We start from the raw sequence: 17,439 nt of genomic DNA, 5'->3' as shown, positions 1-17,439 counted from the left end.
TGGAGGGACTCGAACCCCCACGGCCTTTCAGCCACTAGGACCTGAACCTAGCGCGTCTACCAATTCCGCCACAAGCGCATCCGCGTTTCTTGGGGTCACGCGGGGCGCTCTATGTACCCAGAGCAGCCGCCGCGCTCAAGTAAAAAAATGCAATCGCGCAAAAGTTTTTCGGGAGACACGGCCGGGAGCTGACGCCCCCTACTCCGCCGGCTTGATCGCATAGAAGCGGTAGACCCGCACGCCGGCCTCGATGGCAGCGACGCGGCGGGCCCACAGTTCGACCTCCTCCATCACCGCTAGCTTGGTCGGGGTGTCGAGCTGGAATTTCTCCAGATGCTCGACCAGCCCCTGGATGGCGGACAGGATCAGGCCGCGGTGGGTGTCGGTGATGTCCTCGGCGATGCGCAGGTCGAGGTTGCGCTGGGCGAACGCATTGGCCATGCGGTCCTTGGGCCAGAGGTTCGGGGTCAGAGGCTCCTTGTCGCACCAGCTCTGCACCGCCTTGGCGCCCATTACATCCGCTTCGGCGATGTAATCGGTGATCAGCAGATGGCCGCGCGGCTTCAGCGCCAGTTCCATCCCGTCGAACATCTGCTCCTTGTCGCGGACGAAGAACAGGCCTTCCTTGTAGACGATGGCGTCGACGCGCTTGGGATAGCCGAAATGCTCCGGATTGAAGGTCTCGACCGGCGCCTTCTTCTCCAGCCCCAGCTTGAAGGAGCGGACCATGCCTTCCTTCGCCAGCAGTTCCGACGCCTCCAGCCCGGTGACCCAGCAGCCGTATTTGCCGGCCATGGTGCGGCTGGTGCCACCCAGCCCGGCGGCGAGATCCAGCACGCTCATCGCCGGGTTCAGGCCCAGCGGCTTGACCAGATAAGGGATGTGGTCGGCGCCGCCGGGGGTGTTGAAGCCCTCGCCCCACATCTTCTCGGCCACCTCGATGCGGGTGGCTGTCCACAGCGGCTTCCCCCAGCGATTCATGCCCGGACCGGGAGCGGCGGGCTGCGGTTGCTCCGGTGCAGGCGCCGGCTCATCGCCTTTCTTCGCCTTCATGCCGGACAGGTCATAGCCTTCCCACCACGCGTACAGGCGCGTCTTCAGGCTCGGTCCGTGTCCGGACGCTCCGTCCTTGTCCGTCATTTCCGCATATCCGTCATCGCCGTGGCACCCCATCCGCCGAACGACTCCCGGTACCGCCGATCACCCCCGACCGGCAGCACCCGGCACAGCATCCCTGCGGTTGTCCGGCATGGACCGGACACACCATCCGCAAGAATCTGGCCAGTCTCAGGTTAGACGGACGCTAATTGCATGCAAGTGGAAAAATTTCTCCGCGGAAACACGCCAACCCGTCAGCGCGCGGCCTTGGCCGGCGCCGCGGCGGTATCGGCCAGCGACGCCATGCGGGTGCCTGCCGCGTTCAGCACAGGAGCGCAGGCTGCCGGCATCTTGCGGACCACCCGAGGCTCGGGCTTGTATCCCGGCGGATGCTCGATGGCGGGAGCGGCGCTGTCCAGCCAGGACATCAGCTCGTCCCCGCAGCCGTCGCCTTCGGGCTGGGCATCCTGCTGCTCGCACTGCGGACTGCCGGCGGGGCAGCCCAGCCGGATGTGCATGTGGCCGTCATGGCCGTGCCAGGGCCGCAGCTTGTTCAGGAAGCTGCGGTCGGCCCAGCTGCGCTGGCACATCGCCAGCTTGATCGCCGGATTGACGAAGATGCGGGTGACACGGGCATCGCTGGCGGCGATCTGGACCATCTTCGCCTGCCGGTCCGACCAGTCGCCGCTAACCCGCATGCGGTCGTAATCGACATATTTGATCTCGTCCAGCCGCTCGCGGCCGGAGCGGCCCATCGGCGGCAGATCCAGACGCAGCCAGACGTCGGCATCCAGGCCGATCTGGTGGCTGGCATGGCCCGACGGCATCGGCCCGCCACGCGCCTGTCCCATGTCGCCGATCAGCGCGGTACCCAGCCCGGCGAGCGCCACCCGCTGTCCGAAGTCGCGCAGCATGTCGACCAGCACCGGATGGCCGTAGTTGCGCTGGCGCGACAGGCGGATCACTTGATAACCGACACCCTCCGGCGGCAGGGCACGGGCTCCGGCGATGCAGCCGGCGGCATAACCGCCGATGGATTTGGCGGCCCCCAGCGAGGGGCCGGTCACCGCCCCCCAGGCGACGCTGGTGGCATAGGCCGGGATCGGCGCCGGCTTTTTCTTCCGGGACTTGGCGTCGGCCTCGCCCGCCGCCAGCAGCGCAACGGCCAGCCCGACGGCCAGCCCGACGTGGGCGACCAGTTTGCAGGCACGTCCGCCAAAAGCGCGAAAACCCATCTCTGCCCCCCGCATCGCCGTCGCCAGCACCGCCACTGTTACGGCTATAGCGGAGTCGTGGTTAAGGAATGATGGAGGAGGCACCCGGGCGGCACAACCGAACGGACAGGCGCAAAGCCGGGCCATCGGTGGTGCGCCCCATGGCGGTTCCTGCGGCTCAATCCAGCGTCTGGCGATAGCGTTTCAGCGCCACCACCGTGACCACCGTCAGGAACAGCGCCAGCGCCAGCACCTCCGCCGCGATCTCGGCCAGCCCGTTCCCTTTCAGCAGGATGCCGCGGACGATTCGCAGGAAATGGGTCAGCGGCAGGATCTCCCCCACCGCCTGCGCCCAGCCGGGCATGCCCCGGAAGGGGAACATGAAGCCGGAGAGCAGCATCGACGGCAGGAAGAAGAAGAAGGACATCTGCATCGCCTGCAACTGGTTGCGCGCCAGTGTGGAAAAGGTGAAGCCGACGGCCAAGTTGGCGGCGATGAACAGGATCAGCACGGCGGACAGCAGGCCCAGGCTGCCGACGATTGGCACGTCGAACAGCAGCCGCGCCGCCACGACGATCAGCAGCACCTGGACATAACCGACGACGACGAAGGGCACGATCTTGCCCAGCATCACCTCGAACGGGCGCACCGGCATCGCCAGCAGGTTCTCCATGGTCCCGCGCTCCCGCTCGCGGGTGACGGCGAGCGCCGTCATCATCACCATGGTCATGGTCAGCACCACGCCCATCAGGCCGGGCACCACATTGTACTGGGTGATGCCTTCCGGGTTGTAGCGGCGGTGGACGCGCAGTTCGACCGGGTCGGGACCGGTTCGCATGCCCGCCAGCGGACCGGTCAGGTCGGGGTTCAGCGCCTGGCGGGCGATGGCGGTCAGCGCCGACAGGGCGTTGCTGGTCGCCGCCGGGTCGGTGGCGTCGGCCTCCACCAGCAGGACCGGGCGGGTGCCGCGCTGGAGGTCGCGGGCGAAGCCGGGGGGGATGGTGACGGCGAACTGCACCTCCCCTTCCGCCAGCAGCCGGTCGATCTCGACCTCGGACGCGGCGCTGCGGGTGATGGCGAAGTAGCGGGAATTCTCCATCGCCGCGACCAGCGTCCGGGCGAATGGGCTGGAGTCGGCGACCAGAAGCGCGGTCGGCAGCGCCTTCGGGTCGGAGTTGATGGCGAAGCCGAACAGGATCAGCTGCAGGATCGGCACCCCCACCATCATGGCGAAAGTCAGCCGGTCGCGCCGCATCTGGATGAACTCCTTCACCATCACCGCCATCAGGCGGCCCGCCGATATCCGCGCCATCGCACTGCCTCATGGGGGCTGGGGATGGCGGCAAGGGTAGCGCGGTCGGCCGGAGGCGTCGATGCGCCCTTACGTCCCCCTACGCCACCCCGTCCGCGCGGTCGAACTGCAATGCCGCCAGCCTTGCATAGAGGCCGCCCTGCGCCACCAGCTCGCCATGGGTGCCGGTCTCAACCACGCGGCCCTTGTCCATCACCACGATGCGGTCGGCGTTCAGCACCGTCGCCAGCCGGTGGGCGACGATCAGCGTGGTGCGCCCATGCATCAGCCGGTCGAGCGCGTCCTGCACCATCCGCTCGCTTTCGGCATCCAGCGCGCTGGTCGCCTCGTCCAGCAGCAGAACCGGCGGGTCGCGCAGGATGGCGCGGGCGATGGCGAGACGCTGGCGCTGGCCGCCCGACAGCCGCACGCCCTTCTCGCCCAGGAAGGTGCCGAACCCCTCCGGCAGCGCATCGAGGAAGTCCAGCGCATGGGCGGCCTCGGCGGCGGCGCGCACCTCGGCATCCGACGCGTCGGGTCGGCCGTAGCGGATGTTCTCCCAGGCGTCGGCAGAGAACACCACCGGGTCCTGGGCGACGAGGCCGAGGCGTCGGCGCACATCCACCGGATCGGCGTCGCGCACATCGACGCCGTCGAGTCGCACCGAACCGGCCTGCGGATCGTAATAGCGCAGCAGAAGCTGGAACACCGTCGACTTGCCCGCCCCCGACGGGCCGACCAGAGCCACCCGCTCGCCCGGTTTCACATTTAGCGAGAAGCCTTCCAGCGCCGCCCAATCGGGGCGCGACGGGTAGTGGAAGCGGACAGCGTCGAAGGACAGCGCCCCTGCCGCCGGGCTGGGCAACGGCTTCGGGATGGCCGGTGCACGGATTTCCGACTCGACGGACAGCAGGCTGAAGAGACGCTCGGTGGCGCCGGCCGCGCGCTGGAGGTCGCCGATCACCTCGCTGATGGCGCCGACCGATCCGGCGACCACCACGGAATAGATGACGAAGGCCGACAACTGGCCCGGCGTGATGCGTCCCGCCACCACGTCATGGCCGCCGATCCACAGGATGATGCCGACCGCACCGAACACCAGGACGATGACGATCACCGTCATCACCGCCCGCACCCGCACGCGGCGGATGGCGACGTCGAACGCCTCCTCCACCCGTTTGCCGAACAGGGTGCGGTCGATGGCCTCATGGGTGAAGGCCTGGACCGTGCGGATGGCGGCCAGCGTCTCCTCGACGAAGGAACCGATGTCGGCGATGCGGTCCTGGCTGTCGCGCGACAGCTTGCGCACCCGCCGGCCGAAGAAAATGATCGGCGCCACCACCAGCGGGACCACCAGCGCCACCAGCCCGGTCAGCTTGGGCGAGGTGATCAGCAGCATGCCGGTACCGCCCAGGAACAGCAGCGCGTTGCGCAGCGCGATGGAGGCGGACGAGCCGACCACCACCTGCAACAGCGTGGTGTCGGTGGTCAGGCGCGACAGGATCTCGCCGGTCTTGGTCGTCTCGAAGAAGCCGGGCGACAGCGTCAGCACATGGTCGTAGACGGCGCGCCGGATGTCGGCGACCACCCGCTCGCCGATCCAGCTGACCAGATAGAAACGGCCATAGGTCGAGGCCGCCATCAGTGCGATCACCGCCAGCAGCACCAGAAGCGAGCGGTCGAGCAGCGAGGTGTCGCCGCCGGCGAAACCCTGGTCGATCAGCACCCGCATCCCCTGCCCCAGCCCCAGCACGGTGCCAGCGGCCACGGTCAGCGCCACCATGGCGCCCAGGATGCGCCACTTGTAGGGAAGCAGGAACGGCACCAGCCGGCGCAGGGGACCGAGGTCGCGGCGGCGGGCATCCGCCTCGCCACGGGCGGAGGCGGCGATCATGTCGGGGGAGGGTTGGCGAGCCACGCGGTTCCCGCTTGTCTGTTGGGGTTATTGATGCGGATCGGTGGCATATAGCGCGGTGCGGCGACGCCAACAAGGCGATGGACGGGCGAAACCGCCGCGGAAATGGCCTTGGAACCCGCCCGAGACTCCCCGAACAAGGCTCGATTCCGGGGTTGCACCGGCGAAGGCGTTTTGGTATAGACGCCGCTCGCTTTGCAGGAACCCCGGCCATGAAGACTGACATCCATCCCGACTATCACGAGATCACCGTGGTCATGACCGACGGCAGCTCGTTCACGACCCGCTCCACCATGGGCAAGCCGGGCGACACGCTGCGCCTCGACATCGACCCGAAGTCTCACCCGGCCTGGACCGGTGTGCAGAAGCTGCTGGACACCGGCGGGCAGATCGCCAAGTTCAACAAGCGCTTCGCGAACTTCGGCCTCAAGAAGTAAGCGTTACCGCACTTCTATCCTGCCGATGCGAAAAGGGCGTCCGACCGGTTCGGACGCCCTTTTCGTTTGTGCTTTTCCGTTTGCGCATGGGGCGGTCGCTGCCTTCCCCCCACCGCAAGCTTATCCGACAGCGGCGGCGGCCTCGCGCTCCACGTCGGCGCGGACCATGGCGTCGAGCCGGTGGACACGCATGTAGAGGCTGTGGCTGCGTTCCAGCAGGCTGCGCAGGCCGGACGGCAGTTCCTCGTTGTCGGGGCCGCTGGGATCGGAGCAGATCTCGCCGCCGGACAGGGCGAAATCCTCGCTCGCCGCCTGCTCCTTCGACATCTCGCCGGCGTGAACGGCCTTCTGCGCCAGCAGCCACGCCATCACCTGGGTCAGGCGGCTGGTCACCCGCATGGATTCGTAGGAGATCTGCAAGCGGACCTGCGGCAGCAGCTTCCGGTGCTCGGCCGCATCGTGATAGGCGATGTAATTCCGCGCCTCGATCAAGAGGGCCATGGTCTCGTCGTAGGGACCGTTGAAGAAGAAGGTGTGCGAAGTCATGGTCGTCGGCCCCCTCCCGCGGACTTACGGCCCTAGCGTGAGCCTTGCCGCAACTGATTAACAATTGGTGACTGGGCGGTACCCGGCAACCCCAGGCGGGGTCTGGCCGGCGTTTGTGCGACCGCCCTCTTGAACAGGGAAAAGCGTCGATTATCTCTCGCTCGTCAGGCGGATGCCCATACGGGGTCCGCCTCCAACCCCACCTTCGAGGACCGACCAGACCGTGGTCCTCGATGGCCGTATCGCTCTTTCGGAGGATATGTCATGCGTAGCTACGACCTTTCGCCGCTGTTCCGTTCCACCGTCGGTTTCGACCGCCTGTCGCGTCTGCTGGAGACCGCGACCACCGGTGACGAGGCGGCGTCCTATCCGCCCTACAACATCGAAAAGCTGAGCGAGGATTCGTACCGTATCACCATGGCCGTTGCCGGCTTTGGTCTGGACGACCTCAACATCGTCGCTCACCAGAACTCGTTGACCGTCACTGGTAAAGCTAAGAAGGACGAGCCGACCGGCCAATTCCTCTACCGGGGTATCGCCGGGCGCGCGTTCGAGCGCCGCTTTCAGCTGGCAGATTTCATCAAGGTGACCAGCGCGTCTCTTCAGAATGGCCTTCTGCACATCGAGCTGGCGCGCGAGGTACCCGAAGCGATGAAGCCGCGGAGCATTCCGATCGTCACCGCCGCCGGCAACCAGGCGGTGGAGGTCGAGACGCCCGCTCCGGCTCCCGCCCTGACCCAGCAGGCGGCCTGACGCCCTGACACGGTCCGTCCGCTGTTGAAGCGGACATGAGAACGGCGCCCCGGACCATCCGGGGCGCCGTTTGCTTGGTCGAACCGCCGCTGTGGGTGGCGCCTATTGGCCCAGCTTCGCGGTGTCCAGAACGATCATCGCAACGCCGATCTTCTGCTTGCCGGCCGGGTCCATCACCGGAACGCTGGCCTCGGTCAGCATGGCGCCGGTCTTGTCGTCCGTCTCCGGGTCGGTCATGTAGAAATCGGCATTGCCGGTGAAGATCTTCTGCCATTTCGGCTCGTCGCCCTGCCAGAAATCGGAGGTCCCGGCGGTCTGGCCGACATTCAGCCCATGATCGTCCATCAGAAGGATTTCGACGATCCGGCCGTTGCTGCCGGCGACGACCTGCTTCAGCTGCTTGGACAGCGCGTTCGACGAGACCTCATCGAAGGCCGGATTGGCGCCTCCCGCCTTGGCCGCCGCCTTCCATGTGTTGTCCATCTCGTCGATCTTGGCCTGGGCGATGCCGGCATTCTTGCTGTTCTGCGATTTCACCGCCCCGACCACCGCCGGATCGGCCAGCCAGGGCTGGGCCTGCTGGCTGACCGCCTTGCGCACCGCGCCCTCCAGGGCGGGATCCGCGGCGGACGCCATCGAGAGCGTGCCTGCGCACAGAAGGGAAACCGCGCAGCCGGCGATCCAGTATCGAGCCTGCGTCATGTGATGTCCTCCCAGTCGTTTGGCCCAGTCATGGGCGGGGCGATGGTCGGACTCCCGATGCCGGCGCCACAGCGTCGGGCCTTGTTTTTCCGTCAAACGGAAGATCCGTGATACGGATCAAATGCAGGAGATCACTGGCGCGGAAAGCTCTCCGGCGGCGCCAGCACCCACTCGGCGTAACCGGCGCGCAGCAGCTCAAAGGCGGCGACCAGCCCGGCGGCCCCGGCATAGGCGGTGACCAGCACCTGCTCCGGCGAGACCTGCGCCCCGAAGACGATCAGCAACGCGCCGAGGAAAGGCCCGCCCAACAGGAATGCCGCCAGCCACAGCGGTTCGGCCGACAGCCATGCGTTGAGCACCGCACGGGTCCGTTGCGACAGGCGCAGCAGCCCGCCGGCCTTGGCGTCGAGCGCCTCCAGGCTGCCGGCGCGCAACTCTGCCAGCCGCCGGCCGTCGCCGTCGATGAAGATCACCTCCACCTTCATGCCATGGCGGCGGACGGAGGCGCGCACCGAGTCGCCGAGCCGCGTCTCCAGCAGGATCGCGTTGCCGCCCAGCGCCGGCAGGGCGTCGCGCACCTCCTCCGGCGGCTCGCCCCATTCGCGCAACGCCGCCAGGATGACACGGGGGTCGTCGCAGGGAATCGCATCCATATGGATCACCCGCCCCTGCGGTGCCGTCACCTTCAGGACCAGCACCTGCTCCGCCGGATCGTGGGTGCCTTCGACGCGCAGGCCACCGTCGACGACATAGGAGAAGCGCAGGCACCCATCGTGACGGCCGAGCGTGTTCATGGCGGCACCCCTCCGGTCGCATCCCTGGCGGATCGCACCGAAGGGATCTGGGCGTTGGCGTTGAGATGACCAACAAACCAGCCGGGGGAACGGCCATCGCGACGGTCCGGAGAAAAAGGAGATGCCCAACCGGAAAAGACCGGGGCGGCCGGGAGAAAGGCAGCCTAGGCAAAGCCGGCCGGAAGCCGGACAAGAAAAAAGCGCCTAGCCGGTCCGGCTGGCGCTTTGCAATTTACTCTCCCGTGAGAGAGAATGGCGGATGGGGGGAGATTCGAACTCCCGATACCCGTGAGGGTATGCCGCATTTCGAGTGCGGTGCATTCAACCGCTCTGCCACCCATCCGCTGCCCCGTTTGGCGGGGTGGGCGGAACCTATATAAACGCCTCCGGCCGCGCAAGCCTTTTTTGCAGAAAAATGCGAAGCTTTTCGGCCGTATCCCTGTTGACTCTCAGGCCACCTTGAGTATAGATCGTCGCTCCCATGAACGGGCTTGCGCATCGAACGGTGGGCGAGAAGCCCGCCGTTTGTTTTGACATAGGCAGTGACGACAATGTTTGCAGTGATCCGCACCGGCGGCAAGCAGTACAAGGTCGCCAATGGCGACGTGATCCGTGTTGAGAAGCTCGAGGCCGATGCTGGCGCCTCCATCACGCTCGATGACGTGCTGATGGTCGGCGACGCAGGCAACACCACCATTGGCACCCCGACCGTGGCCGGCGCCTCGGTTGTCGCCGAGGTCGTCGCCCAGGATCGCGGCCCGAAGATCATCGTCTTCAAGAAGAAGCGCCGCCAGAACTACCGCCGTAAGAACGGCCACCGCCAGGACCTGACCGTCCTGCGCATCACCGGCATCAACGGCGCGGCCTGATCCGGGTCTTCCGGTCAAGCTTCCAGGCGCATCTTCAGTATTAGGAGCAACACCCCATGGCACACAAAAAGGCAGGCGGCTCGTCCCGCAACGGCCGTGACTCCGCCGGTCGCCGTCTCGGCGTGAAGCGTTTCGGCGGCGAGAACGTCGTCTCCGGCAACATCATCGTCCGTCAGCGTGGCACGAAGTTCCACCCGGGCGAGAATGTCGGCCTCGGCCGCGACCACACCATCTTCGCGATGGCCGACGGTCAGGTCTACTTCAAGCACAGCTCGAACGGCCGCACCTTCGTGAACGTCGTTCCGGCCAACGACCAGGAAGTTCCGGCCGTCGCCGCCGAGTGATCGGGCCGAACAACCAGTAAGGTCGTTGCGCGGCCTGTGTCGCAGGCCTGCACGCTTGTGGGATAAAATCGGGGGACCGGGCGACCGGCTCCCCGATTTTCGTTTTCAGTCCGGTGCCGTCCCGCCGCCGGTTTCCCTTCCGTTTACGGGCAAGGTCCCCCGATGAAGTTTCTCGATCAGGCCAAGGTGTTCTTGAAGAGCGGTGACGGCGGCCCCGGTGCCGTGGCGTTCCGGCGCGAGAAGTTCATCGAGTTCGGCGGCCCGGACGGCGGCGACGGCGGTCGTGGCGGCGACGTGATCATCGAGGCGGCGGACGGCCTGAACACGCTGATCGACTACCGCTACAAGCAGCACTTCAAGGCGCAGCGCGGCCATCACGGCATGGGCAGCAACCGCAACGGCGCGCGTGGCGAGGATGTCGTCCTGAAGGTGCCGGTCGGGACCCAGATCCTGGACGAGACCCAGGAAACCGTGCTGTGCGACCTGACCGAGGCCGGACAGCGCCGCGTCTTCCTGCGCGGCGGCGACGGCGGGCACGGCAACGCGCACTTCAAGACGCCGACCAACCGGGCGCCGCGCAAGTTCCACCCCGGCTGGCCGGGGCAGGAGCAGTGGGTGTGGCTGCGGCTGAAGCTGATCGCCGATGCCGGCCTGCTTGGGCTGCCCAATGCCGGCAAGTCGACCTTCCTGGCCGCCACCACGGCGGCCAAGCCGAAGATCGCCGACTACCCCTTCACCACGCTGGCTCCCAACCTGGGCGTCGTCCGCGCCGGTGACGAAGAGTTCGTCATCGCCGACATTCCCGGCCTGATCGAGGGCGCGCACGAGGGCCATGGGCTGGGCGACCGCTTCCTCGGTCACGTCGAACGCTCGCGCATCCTGCTGCATTTGATCGACGGCACGGCGGATGACGTCGTCGCCTCCTACCGCACGATCCGCAACGAGCTGGAAGCTTATGGCGGCAACCTCGCCGACAAGCTGGAGGTGATCGGGCTGAACAAGGCCGACGCCCTGCTCGACGAAGAGATCGAGGAGAAGAAGGCGGCCTTGGAGGAGGCATCGGGCGCCGAGGTCATGGTGCTGTCCGGTGCCACCGGCCAGGGCGTGAAGCAGGTGCTGTACCGCCTGCTGACGGTCATCAAGGAATCGAAGGAAGAAGAGCCGGAGGTCATCCACGCCCCCGCGACCCGGTCCATCCCGCGCCCGCCGGTCGGCCAGAAGCTGCCCGACGACGGCGAGATGCAGTGGGACGATGAAACCGGCGAGTGGGTCGGCGGCGAGGAAGACAATCTCGAGGACGAGGACTTCGAAGAGGACCTGGAAGAAGGCGATCTCGAAGAGGGCGAGGAGCTGGACGGCGAGGAGCAGGAAGGCGACTCGGACGAAGCTCTTGACGGAGAGGAGCCGGAGGGCGAAGAGGACGGTTCGGACGACGATACGGACGGAACCTCCCGCCATGGCGCTTGACGCCCCTACCCTTCTCGAATCCCGCCGGCTGGTCGTAAAAATCGGCTCGGCCCTTCTGGTCGACGGGGAGACCCGGCAAATCCGCCGGGATTGGCTCGACGCGCTGGCCGACGACGTCGCCGCCTGCCGCAAGCGCGGACAGGAGGTGGTTATCGTCACCTCCGGCGCCGTCGCCTGCGGGCGGGAGCATCTTGGCCTCGTCGGCCGGGCGCTGAAGCTGGAAGAGAAGCAGGCCGCCGCCGCCACCGGCCAGATCCGCCTTGCCCACGCCTACCAGGAAACGCTGGCCCGCCATGACGTCACCGTCGCCCAAGTGCTGGTGACGCTGGAGGACACGGAAGAGCGGCGGCGCCACCTGAACGCCCGCAACACCATCGACACGCTGCTGAAGCTGGGTGCAGTTCCCGTCATCAACGAGAACGACACCGTCGCCACCGCCGAAATCCGATTCGGCGACAACGACCGGCTGGCCGCCCGTGTCGCGCAGATGGTCAGCGCCGACACGCTGGTGCTGCTGTCGGACATTGACGGCCTCTACACCGCCGACCCGCGCAAGGACCCGGACGCCCGCCACATCCCAACCGTGCGCGAACTGACGCCGGAGATCGAGGGCATGGCCGGCGAGCCGCCCCCCGGCTACAGCAGCGGCGGCATGGTGACCAAGATCGCCGCAGCGCGCGTCGCCCTGTCGGCCGGTTGCCGGATGGTCATCGCCAAGGGCAAGCGCATGAACCCGCTGGCGGCGCTGGAGCAGCGGCCGGAGGATGGCGGCGCGCTCTGCACCTGGTTCCTGCCGTCGGCCGAGCCGACCAGCGCCCGCAAGGCCTGGATCGCCGGGCATGTCAACGCCACCGGCGTGCTGGTGGTCGATGACGGCGCCACGCGCGCCCTGTCCCATGGCGCCAGCCTGCTGCCCGCCGGTGTCACCGCCGTGCAGGGAGACTTCGACCGCGGCGACGTGGTGATCGTCCGCACGCAGGAGGGGCGCGAGGTCGCCCGCGGCCTCGTCGCCTACAGCGCCGACGACGCCCGCAAGATCCTGCGCCACAAGAGCACCGAGATCCCGGAGATCCTGGGCTATCAGGGACGTGACGAGATGATCCACCGTGACGATCTGGTGGTGCGGTGACCGCGATGTCGCGCAGCCCGATCCGCGCCATCCTGTGGGACATCGACGGCACGCTGATGGACAGCGAGCCCTGGCACCAGCAGATCACCGTCGACGTCTGCCGCGGCTATGGCCATGAGCTGAGCGAGGAGGACTGCCGGTCGATGCACGGCGTGGCGTTCCGCGAGATTTACGCCGCCCTGCATGCCCGCCGCCCCTTCCCCATCGACCTGAAAGTCTGGGCCGACGAGATCAACGCGCAGTATGTCGCCAACGTCGATCGCGTCCGCCCGCGCGAGGGTGCCTTCGCCCTGGTGGAAGCCTTCGCCGCCCGCGGGCTGGCCCAGGCCTGCGTGTCGAACGGCGGGCGCATGATCGTCGACGCCAACATGCGGGCGATGGCGATCCCGCATTTCCGCTTCAGCATCGCGCGCGAGGACGTTGCCAACGGCAAGCCCCATCCGGAGCCCTACCTGTTGGCGGCGAAGATGCTGGGATTGCCGCCGGAAGCCTGCGCGGTGATCGAGGACAGCCCCACCGGCGCCCGCAGCGCCAAGGCCGCCGGAATGCTGACCATCGCCTGGCCCCAGCACCCCGCCGTGGTGTTCGACACGGTGGACCATCTGGTGGAGGATCCGGGGTCGCTGGATTGGGATGCGCTTTGCGGGTGAGGAAGACGGGGGGTCGGCGACCGACCCTCCCCGACTCCGTCATTTCTGGATATTGACCACAGCCGACACCGGGGCCAGCGCGATGCCACGATCAGCGAGAGCGGTCATCCAAAGATTCAGACGCTCGATCGTCGTCGGATAGGGGGAAGCGAAGCCGACGGCGGCACCGTTGGCCTTGGCAAGCTCCTCCAACTCGCGCAGCTGGTCGTCGATGGCGCCGCGCGACAGGTCGCGGTCGATGACCCGGTCGCCCAGCGCCCGCGGCACGCCGGCCAGATTGGCGAGCGGCCCGGCGACGCTCTTGGGGTTGGCGCGGGCATCGACCAGCAGCAGGCCGCGGGCCTTCAGCGCGTCCACCACCGGCTGCATCGCCGCCGGGTTGGCGGTGAACTTGCTGCCGGTGGTGCTGGTGATGCCGACATAGCCCACCGCCTTGCCCAGCGACCATTCCAGCCGCTCCACATTGCGGTCGGGGCCGAGCATGGTCAGCAGCGCATTGGGGCCGGGATCGTCGCGCGGGTAGTTCAGCGGCTCCATCGGCACCGACAGCATCACCTCGTGCCCCTTGGTGCGGGCCCGCTCGACCCAATCGTCCAGCCGCTCGGCATAAGGCAGGAAGGCCAGCGTGATGCCGGGCGGCAGCTTCGCCAGCGCGTTGCCGGTGGTGACGCCGCTGAGCCCCAGGTCCGACATCACGATGGCGATGCGCGGCCGCTTGTCGGTCGCCGGGAAGGGCCGGGCATAGACCTGCCAGGGCTTGCGCCCGTCCTGGGCGATGCGCGGCAGCGGGCCGTTGCGGCTGTCCTCCACCAATCCCGGCACCGGAGCCGGGACCAGAGTCACCGCCGCCGCCGGAACACCCGGCAGCGGCAGCGGGGCGCCATCGGTCGGCAGCGGCGGCGGAACCGCCGGGGCGGCAACCTTGGGCTCCGGCGGTGGCGGTGGCGGCAGCGGGGCGACCGCGACCGTCGTCGACGGAATCGACGCCTGCCAGGCCTCCCGCGTCGCCCCGCCGTTCAGAGCCAGCCAACCGGCCAAGCCGGCATAGGCGACCGCCACCACGGCGACGGCACCCAACAGGGCTTTGGAAAGCGGCTTGCGTGGTTCTCCCGCCGAGTCGTTTCCATTGCGACGGAAACGGCGCAGCCAGCCGAGCCCGGGGCGCAGGCCCCGGACATCGAACCGCAGACGACCGAACAGGGCGGGAGCCTTCACCGTCGTTCGCTCCGGTCAGCGCGCCGCGGAGCGCTGCTGGAACAGGGCGACGCCACGCAGCAGATCCAGCGCGCGGGCGAGCTGGAAGTCGAAGGGCGGCTCCGCCCCCTCCGCCGCCGCACCCTCGGCCGGGGCGGGAGCGGCACCCGGAGCAGGGGCAGCACCGGGGGTCGCACCGGGAGCACCGGGAGCCACTGGGGCGGCACCCGCCCCCGGTCCCGGAGCCGGCGCGGCCGGGTTCGGGGCCGCCGGCGTGCCGGGAGCGGCCGGGTTGGTGGTTGCCGGACGCGGCGCCTTGCTGGCGGCGTCGGGGTTGACCAGCGCGCCCTTCAGGTCGGCCTCGCGGCGGCGGATGACGTTCTTGTCCAGGTCCTCCACCTTGGCGACATGCACCTCGATGTCCGGGGTGATGCCGAGCTGCTGGATCGAGCGTCCCGACGGCGTGTAGTAGCGCGCCGTGGTCAGACGCATGGCGCCATGGCCGGGCAGCGGGATGATGGTCTGGACCGATCCCTTGCCGAAGCTCTGGGTGCCCATGATGATCGCGCGCTTGTGGTCCTGCAGCGCGCCGGCGACGATTTCCGAGGCCGAGGCCGAGCCGCCGTTGATCAGCACCACCAGCGGCATGCCCTTGATCAGGTCGCCCGGCTTGGCGTTGAAGCGGGTGCCTTCCTCGGCGCGCCGGCCGCGGGTCGACACGATCTCGCCCTTCTCCAGGAAGGTGTCGGAGACCGAAACCGCCTGGTCGAGCAGGCCGCCCGGGTTGTTGCGCAGATCGAGTACGAAGCCCTTCAGCTTGTCGCCCAGCTGCTGCTGGATGGAGGAGATCGCCTTCTCCAGCCCGCTCTGCGTCTGCTCGTTGAAGCTGGTGACGCGGATGTAGCCGATGTCGCCTTCGGTGCGGAAGCGGACCGACTGCACCTTGATGACGGCGCGGGTCAGCGACACGGTGAAGGGCTCTCCCGCCTCGCCGCGGCGGACGGTGACCTTCAGCTCGCTGCCCACCGGACCGCGCATCTTCTCCACCGCCTCGTTCAGGCTGAGGCCCATGACCGCCTCGCCGTTCAGCTGGACGATCAGGTCGCCCGGCTGCAGGCCGGCGCGGAAGGCCGGGGTGTCGTCGATGGGGGAGACGACCTTCACCAGGCCGTTCTCCATCGTCACCTCGATGCCCAGCCCGCCGAACTCGCCGCGGGTCTGGACCTGCATGTCCTGGAAGCTTTTCTTGTTCAGATAGCTGGAATGCGGGTCGAGCGAGGTCAGCATCCCGTTGATCGCCGATTCGATCAGCTGTTCGTCGGTCACCGGCTCGACATACTCGGCGCGGACGCGCTCGAAGACGTCGCCGAACAGGTTCAGCTGCCGGTAAGTGTCCGACGAATTGCTGGACTGAGCAGTGACGGTGGCGACGCCGGCGCCCAGAAACACCAGAGCTGCCGCCGTTGCGGCGCGCTTGAACATCCTCATCTACCCTTGTCCTTTCCCCTCCGGGGCGCCGAACCCGCGTTGCGGATTGATCGGCTGGCCGTTTCGTCGCAGCTCGAAATAGAGATCCGGATTGCCGTCCGGCGGCATGACCGCCAGCGGTTCCCCGCTGGCCACCTTACGCCCGACGGCCGTTTCGATCCGGCCCAAACCCGCAATCAAACTATGATATCCGTTGCCGTGTTCCACGATCAAGATGAGGCCATAGCCCTTGAACGGGCCGGCGAACACGATCGTGCCGCCGCGCGGCGCCACCACGGCGGCCCCGGCGCGGGTCTGGACCGTCACGCCGCGGCTGGTCGCGCCATAGCGGTCGGCCTCGCCGAAGCGGGTCGTCAGCTTGCCGGCCGCCGGCAGAACCATACCGGAGACGGCCGGAGGTCCGTCCGGAGACTTCGCGGCCAGCTCGCGTTCGCGTGCCGCCTCCCTGGCGGCCTCGTCCTTCGCGCGCTTTTCCTCAGCAGCCTTCTGTTCGGCGATTTTCTGTTCGGCGGCGCGCAGTTCGGCCAGCTTGCGTTCGGCCTCCTTGCGCTCCGCCTCCTTCTGGGCGGCGAGCCGGCGTTCGGCCTCGCGCTTCTCCGCTTCGCGCTTGGCGGCTTCCTTGCGCTCCGCCTCGCGCCGCTCGGCTTCGCGGCGTGCAGCCGCCTCGATGGCGGCGCGGCGTTCGGCCTCGATGCGCTCCATCAGCTGGCGGAGATCGGTGGCCTGCCCCGACAGATCCGCCATGCGCTGGCCGACCTGGACGCGCTCCTCCTCCGTCTGGCGCGACAGCTCCTCGCGCCGGGCGATCAGGCGGTTCATCTCATCCTGCTTTTCGGTCAGCGCCACCCGCGCCGCCAATGCCTTCGCCCGCTGGTCGACCAGCTTGCCGCGGGTGTCGGCCAGCGCGGTCAACGCCTGGGACAGCGCATCGGCCCGCGCCTTCAACGCCGGCACGGCGTCGCGCAGCAGCAGGGCGGAGCGCAGGGTATCGACGGGGCTTTCCGGCCGGGCCAGTGCTGCCTCCGGCGGGATGCGCGCCAGCCGCTGGAGGGCGGCCAGCAGGGTGGCGATCTGCTGCCGTTCGGCGTCGAGACCGGCGGAGCGCTCGCGTTCCTCCCCCTCCAGGGCGGACAGCGACTCTTCCAGCTGGTCGAGCGTCTGTTCCTGCCCGCGCGCCTGGTCGGCCAGCGCGATCAGCCGGCCGCGCAGGGCATCGAGTTCGCTCTGGAGCGCCTGGGACTGGCGTTCCAGCTGCTGCTGGCGCTGCTTGCCGGTCTGGAGCTGCTGTTCGACCCGCTTGAGGGTGTCCTTGGGGGCTTCGGATTGAGCATTCGCCGGCTGAGCGAGAATCAGGCCGGCGATGACCACGAAGCCGGCGAACAGACCCTCTCCTACACCGGATACCCTCTCCCCCCTGGGGAGAGGGCTGGGTGAGGGGGAGGCGATGCGGGATGCAAATCGCGATGCAGGACCAAGCACCGGACTTCCCGCGACTCCGCGCCACGCGCCCCCCTCACCCCGACCCTCTCCCCGGGGGGGAGAGGGGGA

The 17,439-nt window shown here is 68.0% G+C and carries 17 protein-coding genes and 1 tRNA gene; 7 read left to right on the top strand and 11 right to left on the bottom strand.

All coding sequences use genetic code 11. The features are described from left to right. Positions 1-198: 198 nt before the first annotated feature. The 4 genes from TSH64_RS13825 to TSH64_RS13810 all read right to left on the bottom strand — a co-directional run bounded on the left by TSH64_RS13825 (position 199) and on the right by TSH64_RS13810 (position 5,497). The gene (locus TSH64_RS13825; protein ID WP_247872927.1) at positions 199-1,140 is read right to left on the bottom strand and encodes a methyltransferase domain-containing protein; all 942 of its coding nucleotides are present in this window, start codon (positions 1,138-1,140) and stop codon (positions 199-201) included. A 212-nt stretch (positions 1,141-1,352) separates the two neighbouring features. Then, the gene (gene mepA / locus TSH64_RS13820; protein WP_247872926.1) at positions 1,353-2,333 is read right to left on the bottom strand and encodes a penicillin-insensitive murein endopeptidase; all 981 of its coding nucleotides are present in this window, start codon (positions 2,331-2,333) and stop codon (positions 1,353-1,355) included. 157 nt (positions 2,334-2,490) lie between these two features. Continuing rightward, a complete protein-coding gene (locus TSH64_RS13815; protein WP_109445670.1) occupies positions 2,491-3,624 on the bottom strand; it encodes an ABC transporter permease in 1,134 nt (377 codons plus the stop codon). Positions 3,625-3,703: 79 nt separating this feature from the next. Beyond that, positions 3,704-5,497, bottom strand: coding sequence for an ABC transporter transmembrane domain-containing protein (locus TSH64_RS13810; protein WP_199237784.1), 1,794 nt, complete (start codon positions 5,495-5,497; stop codon positions 3,704-3,706). Between the two features lie 233 nt (positions 5,498-5,730). On the opposite strand from TSH64_RS13810, the gene rpmE reads away from it, so the two are divergent. Continuing rightward, the gene (rpmE, locus tag TSH64_RS13805; protein ID WP_012974887.1) at positions 5,731-5,955 is read left to right on the top strand and encodes a 50S ribosomal protein L31; all 225 of its coding nucleotides are present in this window, start codon (positions 5,731-5,733) and stop codon (positions 5,953-5,955) included. A gap of 120 nt (positions 5,956-6,075) precedes the next feature. On the opposite strand, the gene TSH64_RS13800 is transcribed toward rpmE, so the two are convergent. Then, positions 6,076-6,501, bottom strand: a complete 426-nt coding sequence (locus tag TSH64_RS13800) for a DUF1465 family protein (protein ID WP_109445666.1) — start codon at positions 6,499-6,501, stop codon at positions 6,076-6,078. A gap of 264 nt (positions 6,502-6,765) precedes the next feature. Here TSH64_RS13800 and TSH64_RS13795 point away from each other — a divergent pair, with 264 nt between their 5' ends. Continuing rightward, complete coding sequence (locus TSH64_RS13795; protein WP_109445664.1) at positions 6,766-7,254, top strand: Hsp20 family protein; 489 nt, start codon at positions 6,766-6,768, stop codon at positions 7,252-7,254. 102 nt (positions 7,255-7,356) lie between these two features. Here TSH64_RS13795 and TSH64_RS13790 read toward each other — a convergent pair whose 3' ends face one another. The 3 genes from TSH64_RS13790 to TSH64_RS13780 all read right to left on the bottom strand — a co-directional run bounded on the left by TSH64_RS13790 (position 7,357) and on the right by TSH64_RS13780 (position 9,093). Next, positions 7,357-7,956 carry a PDC sensor domain-containing protein gene (locus tag TSH64_RS13790; protein ID WP_109445662.1) on the bottom strand — a complete coding sequence of 200 codons (600 nt, stop codon included), beginning with the start codon at positions 7,954-7,956 and terminating at the stop codon, positions 7,357-7,359. Between the two features lie 131 nt (positions 7,957-8,087). Continuing rightward, complete coding sequence (locus TSH64_RS13785; protein WP_109445660.1) at positions 8,088-8,750, bottom strand: hypothetical protein; 663 nt, start codon at positions 8,748-8,750, stop codon at positions 8,088-8,090. Positions 8,751-9,003: 253 nt separating this feature from the next. Next, positions 9,004-9,093: transfer RNA gene (locus TSH64_RS13780), tRNA-Ser, on the bottom strand. 208 nt (positions 9,094-9,301) lie between these two features. On the opposite strand from TSH64_RS13780, the gene rplU reads away from it, so the two are divergent. The 5 genes from rplU to TSH64_RS13755 all read left to right on the top strand — a co-directional run bounded on the left by rplU (position 9,302) and on the right by TSH64_RS13755 (position 13,209). Beyond that, positions 9,302-9,619, top strand: a complete 318-nt coding sequence (gene rplU / locus TSH64_RS13775) for a 50S ribosomal protein L21 (RefSeq protein WP_012974890.1) — start codon at positions 9,302-9,304, stop codon at positions 9,617-9,619. 56 nt (positions 9,620-9,675) lie between these two features. Next, complete coding sequence (gene rpmA / locus TSH64_RS13770; protein WP_109048977.1) at positions 9,676-9,963, top strand: 50S ribosomal protein L27; 288 nt, start codon at positions 9,676-9,678, stop codon at positions 9,961-9,963. A 162-nt stretch (positions 9,964-10,125) separates the two neighbouring features. Further along, entirely contained in the window at positions 10,126-11,430 is a 1,305-nt protein-coding gene (gene obgE / locus TSH64_RS13765) for a GTPase ObgE (RefSeq protein ID WP_109445658.1), read from the top strand. Beyond that, positions 11,420-12,559: a glutamate 5-kinase gene (gene proB, locus TSH64_RS13760; protein ID WP_109445656.1), complete on the top strand. Its 1,140-nt coding sequence runs from the start codon at positions 11,420-11,422 to the stop codon at positions 12,557-12,559. The genes obgE and proB overlap by 11 nt, the downstream gene beginning before the upstream one ends. 5 nt (positions 12,560-12,564) lie before the next feature. Beyond that, positions 12,565-13,209: an HAD family phosphatase gene (locus TSH64_RS13755; protein ID WP_109452639.1), complete on the top strand. Its 645-nt coding sequence runs from the start codon at positions 12,565-12,567 to the stop codon at positions 13,207-13,209. Between the two features lie 39 nt (positions 13,210-13,248). On the opposite strand, the gene TSH64_RS13750 is transcribed toward TSH64_RS13755, so the two are convergent. The 3 genes from TSH64_RS13750 to TSH64_RS13740 are packed head-to-tail and all read right to left on the bottom strand — an operon-like array spanning position 13,249 to position 17,259. Next, positions 13,249-14,424 (bottom strand): divergent polysaccharide deacetylase family protein, encoded by a 1,176-nt coding sequence (locus TSH64_RS13750; protein ID WP_109445654.1) that lies wholly within the window; start codon positions 14,422-14,424, stop codon positions 13,249-13,251. A 15-nt stretch (positions 14,425-14,439) separates the two neighbouring features. Next, a complete protein-coding gene (locus TSH64_RS13745; RefSeq protein ID WP_109445652.1) occupies positions 14,440-15,891 on the bottom strand; it encodes a S41 family peptidase in 1,452 nt (483 codons plus the stop codon). Beyond that, positions 15,892-17,259: a peptidoglycan DD-metalloendopeptidase family protein gene (locus TSH64_RS13740; RefSeq protein WP_109445650.1), complete on the bottom strand. Its 1,368-nt coding sequence runs from the start codon at positions 17,257-17,259 to the stop codon at positions 15,892-15,894. Between the last annotated feature and the right edge of the window lie 180 nt (positions 17,260-17,439).

Origin of the sequence: Azospirillum sp. TSH64, from assembly GCF_003116035.1 — a bacterium.
In the GTDB taxonomy this organism is placed as follows: domain Bacteria; phylum Pseudomonadota; class Alphaproteobacteria; order Azospirillales; family Azospirillaceae; genus Azospirillum.
Note: the sequence above shows the minus strand (reverse complement) of the source record. Positions and strands in the feature narration are given on the sequence as shown.

Excerpts from the sequence above, each read along its gene's own strand:
- TSH64_RS13825 (WP_247872927.1), bottom strand. The coding sequence starts at position 1,140 with ATGACGGACAAGGACGGAGCGTCCGGACACGGACCGAGCCTGAAGACG.
- mepA (WP_247872926.1), bottom strand. The coding sequence starts at position 2,333 with ATGGGTTTTCGCGCTTTTGGCGGACGTGCCTGCAAACTGGTCGCCCAC.
- TSH64_RS13815 (WP_109445670.1), bottom strand. The coding sequence starts at position 3,624 with ATGGCGCGGATATCGGCGGGCCGCCTGATGGCGGTGATGGTGAAGGAG.
- TSH64_RS13810 (WP_199237784.1), bottom strand. The coding sequence starts at position 5,497 with ATGATCGCCGCCTCCGCCCGTGGCGAGGCGGATGCCCGCCGCCGCGAC.
- rpmE (WP_012974887.1), top strand. The coding sequence starts at position 5,731 with ATGAAGACTGACATCCATCCCGACTATCACGAGATCACCGTGGTCATG.
- TSH64_RS13800 (WP_109445666.1), bottom strand. The coding sequence starts at position 6,501 with ATGACTTCGCACACCTTCTTCTTCAACGGTCCCTACGACGAGACCATG.
- TSH64_RS13795 (WP_109445664.1), top strand. The coding sequence starts at position 6,766 with ATGCGTAGCTACGACCTTTCGCCGCTGTTCCGTTCCACCGTCGGTTTC.
- TSH64_RS13790 (WP_109445662.1), bottom strand. The coding sequence starts at position 7,956 with ATGACGCAGGCTCGATACTGGATCGCCGGCTGCGCGGTTTCCCTTCTG.
- TSH64_RS13785 (WP_109445660.1), bottom strand. The coding sequence starts at position 8,750 with ATGAACACGCTCGGCCGTCACGATGGGTGCCTGCGCTTCTCCTATGTC.
- rplU (WP_012974890.1), top strand. The coding sequence starts at position 9,302 with ATGTTTGCAGTGATCCGCACCGGCGGCAAGCAGTACAAGGTCGCCAAT.
- rpmA (WP_109048977.1), top strand. The coding sequence starts at position 9,676 with ATGGCACACAAAAAGGCAGGCGGCTCGTCCCGCAACGGCCGTGACTCC.
- obgE (WP_109445658.1), top strand. The coding sequence starts at position 10,126 with ATGAAGTTTCTCGATCAGGCCAAGGTGTTCTTGAAGAGCGGTGACGGC.
- proB (WP_109445656.1), top strand. The coding sequence starts at position 11,420 with ATGGCGCTTGACGCCCCTACCCTTCTCGAATCCCGCCGGCTGGTCGTA.
- TSH64_RS13755 (WP_109452639.1), top strand. The coding sequence starts at position 12,565 with ATGTCGCGCAGCCCGATCCGCGCCATCCTGTGGGACATCGACGGCACG.
- TSH64_RS13745 (WP_109445652.1), bottom strand. The coding sequence starts at position 15,891 with ATGAGGATGTTCAAGCGCGCCGCAACGGCGGCAGCTCTGGTGTTTCTG.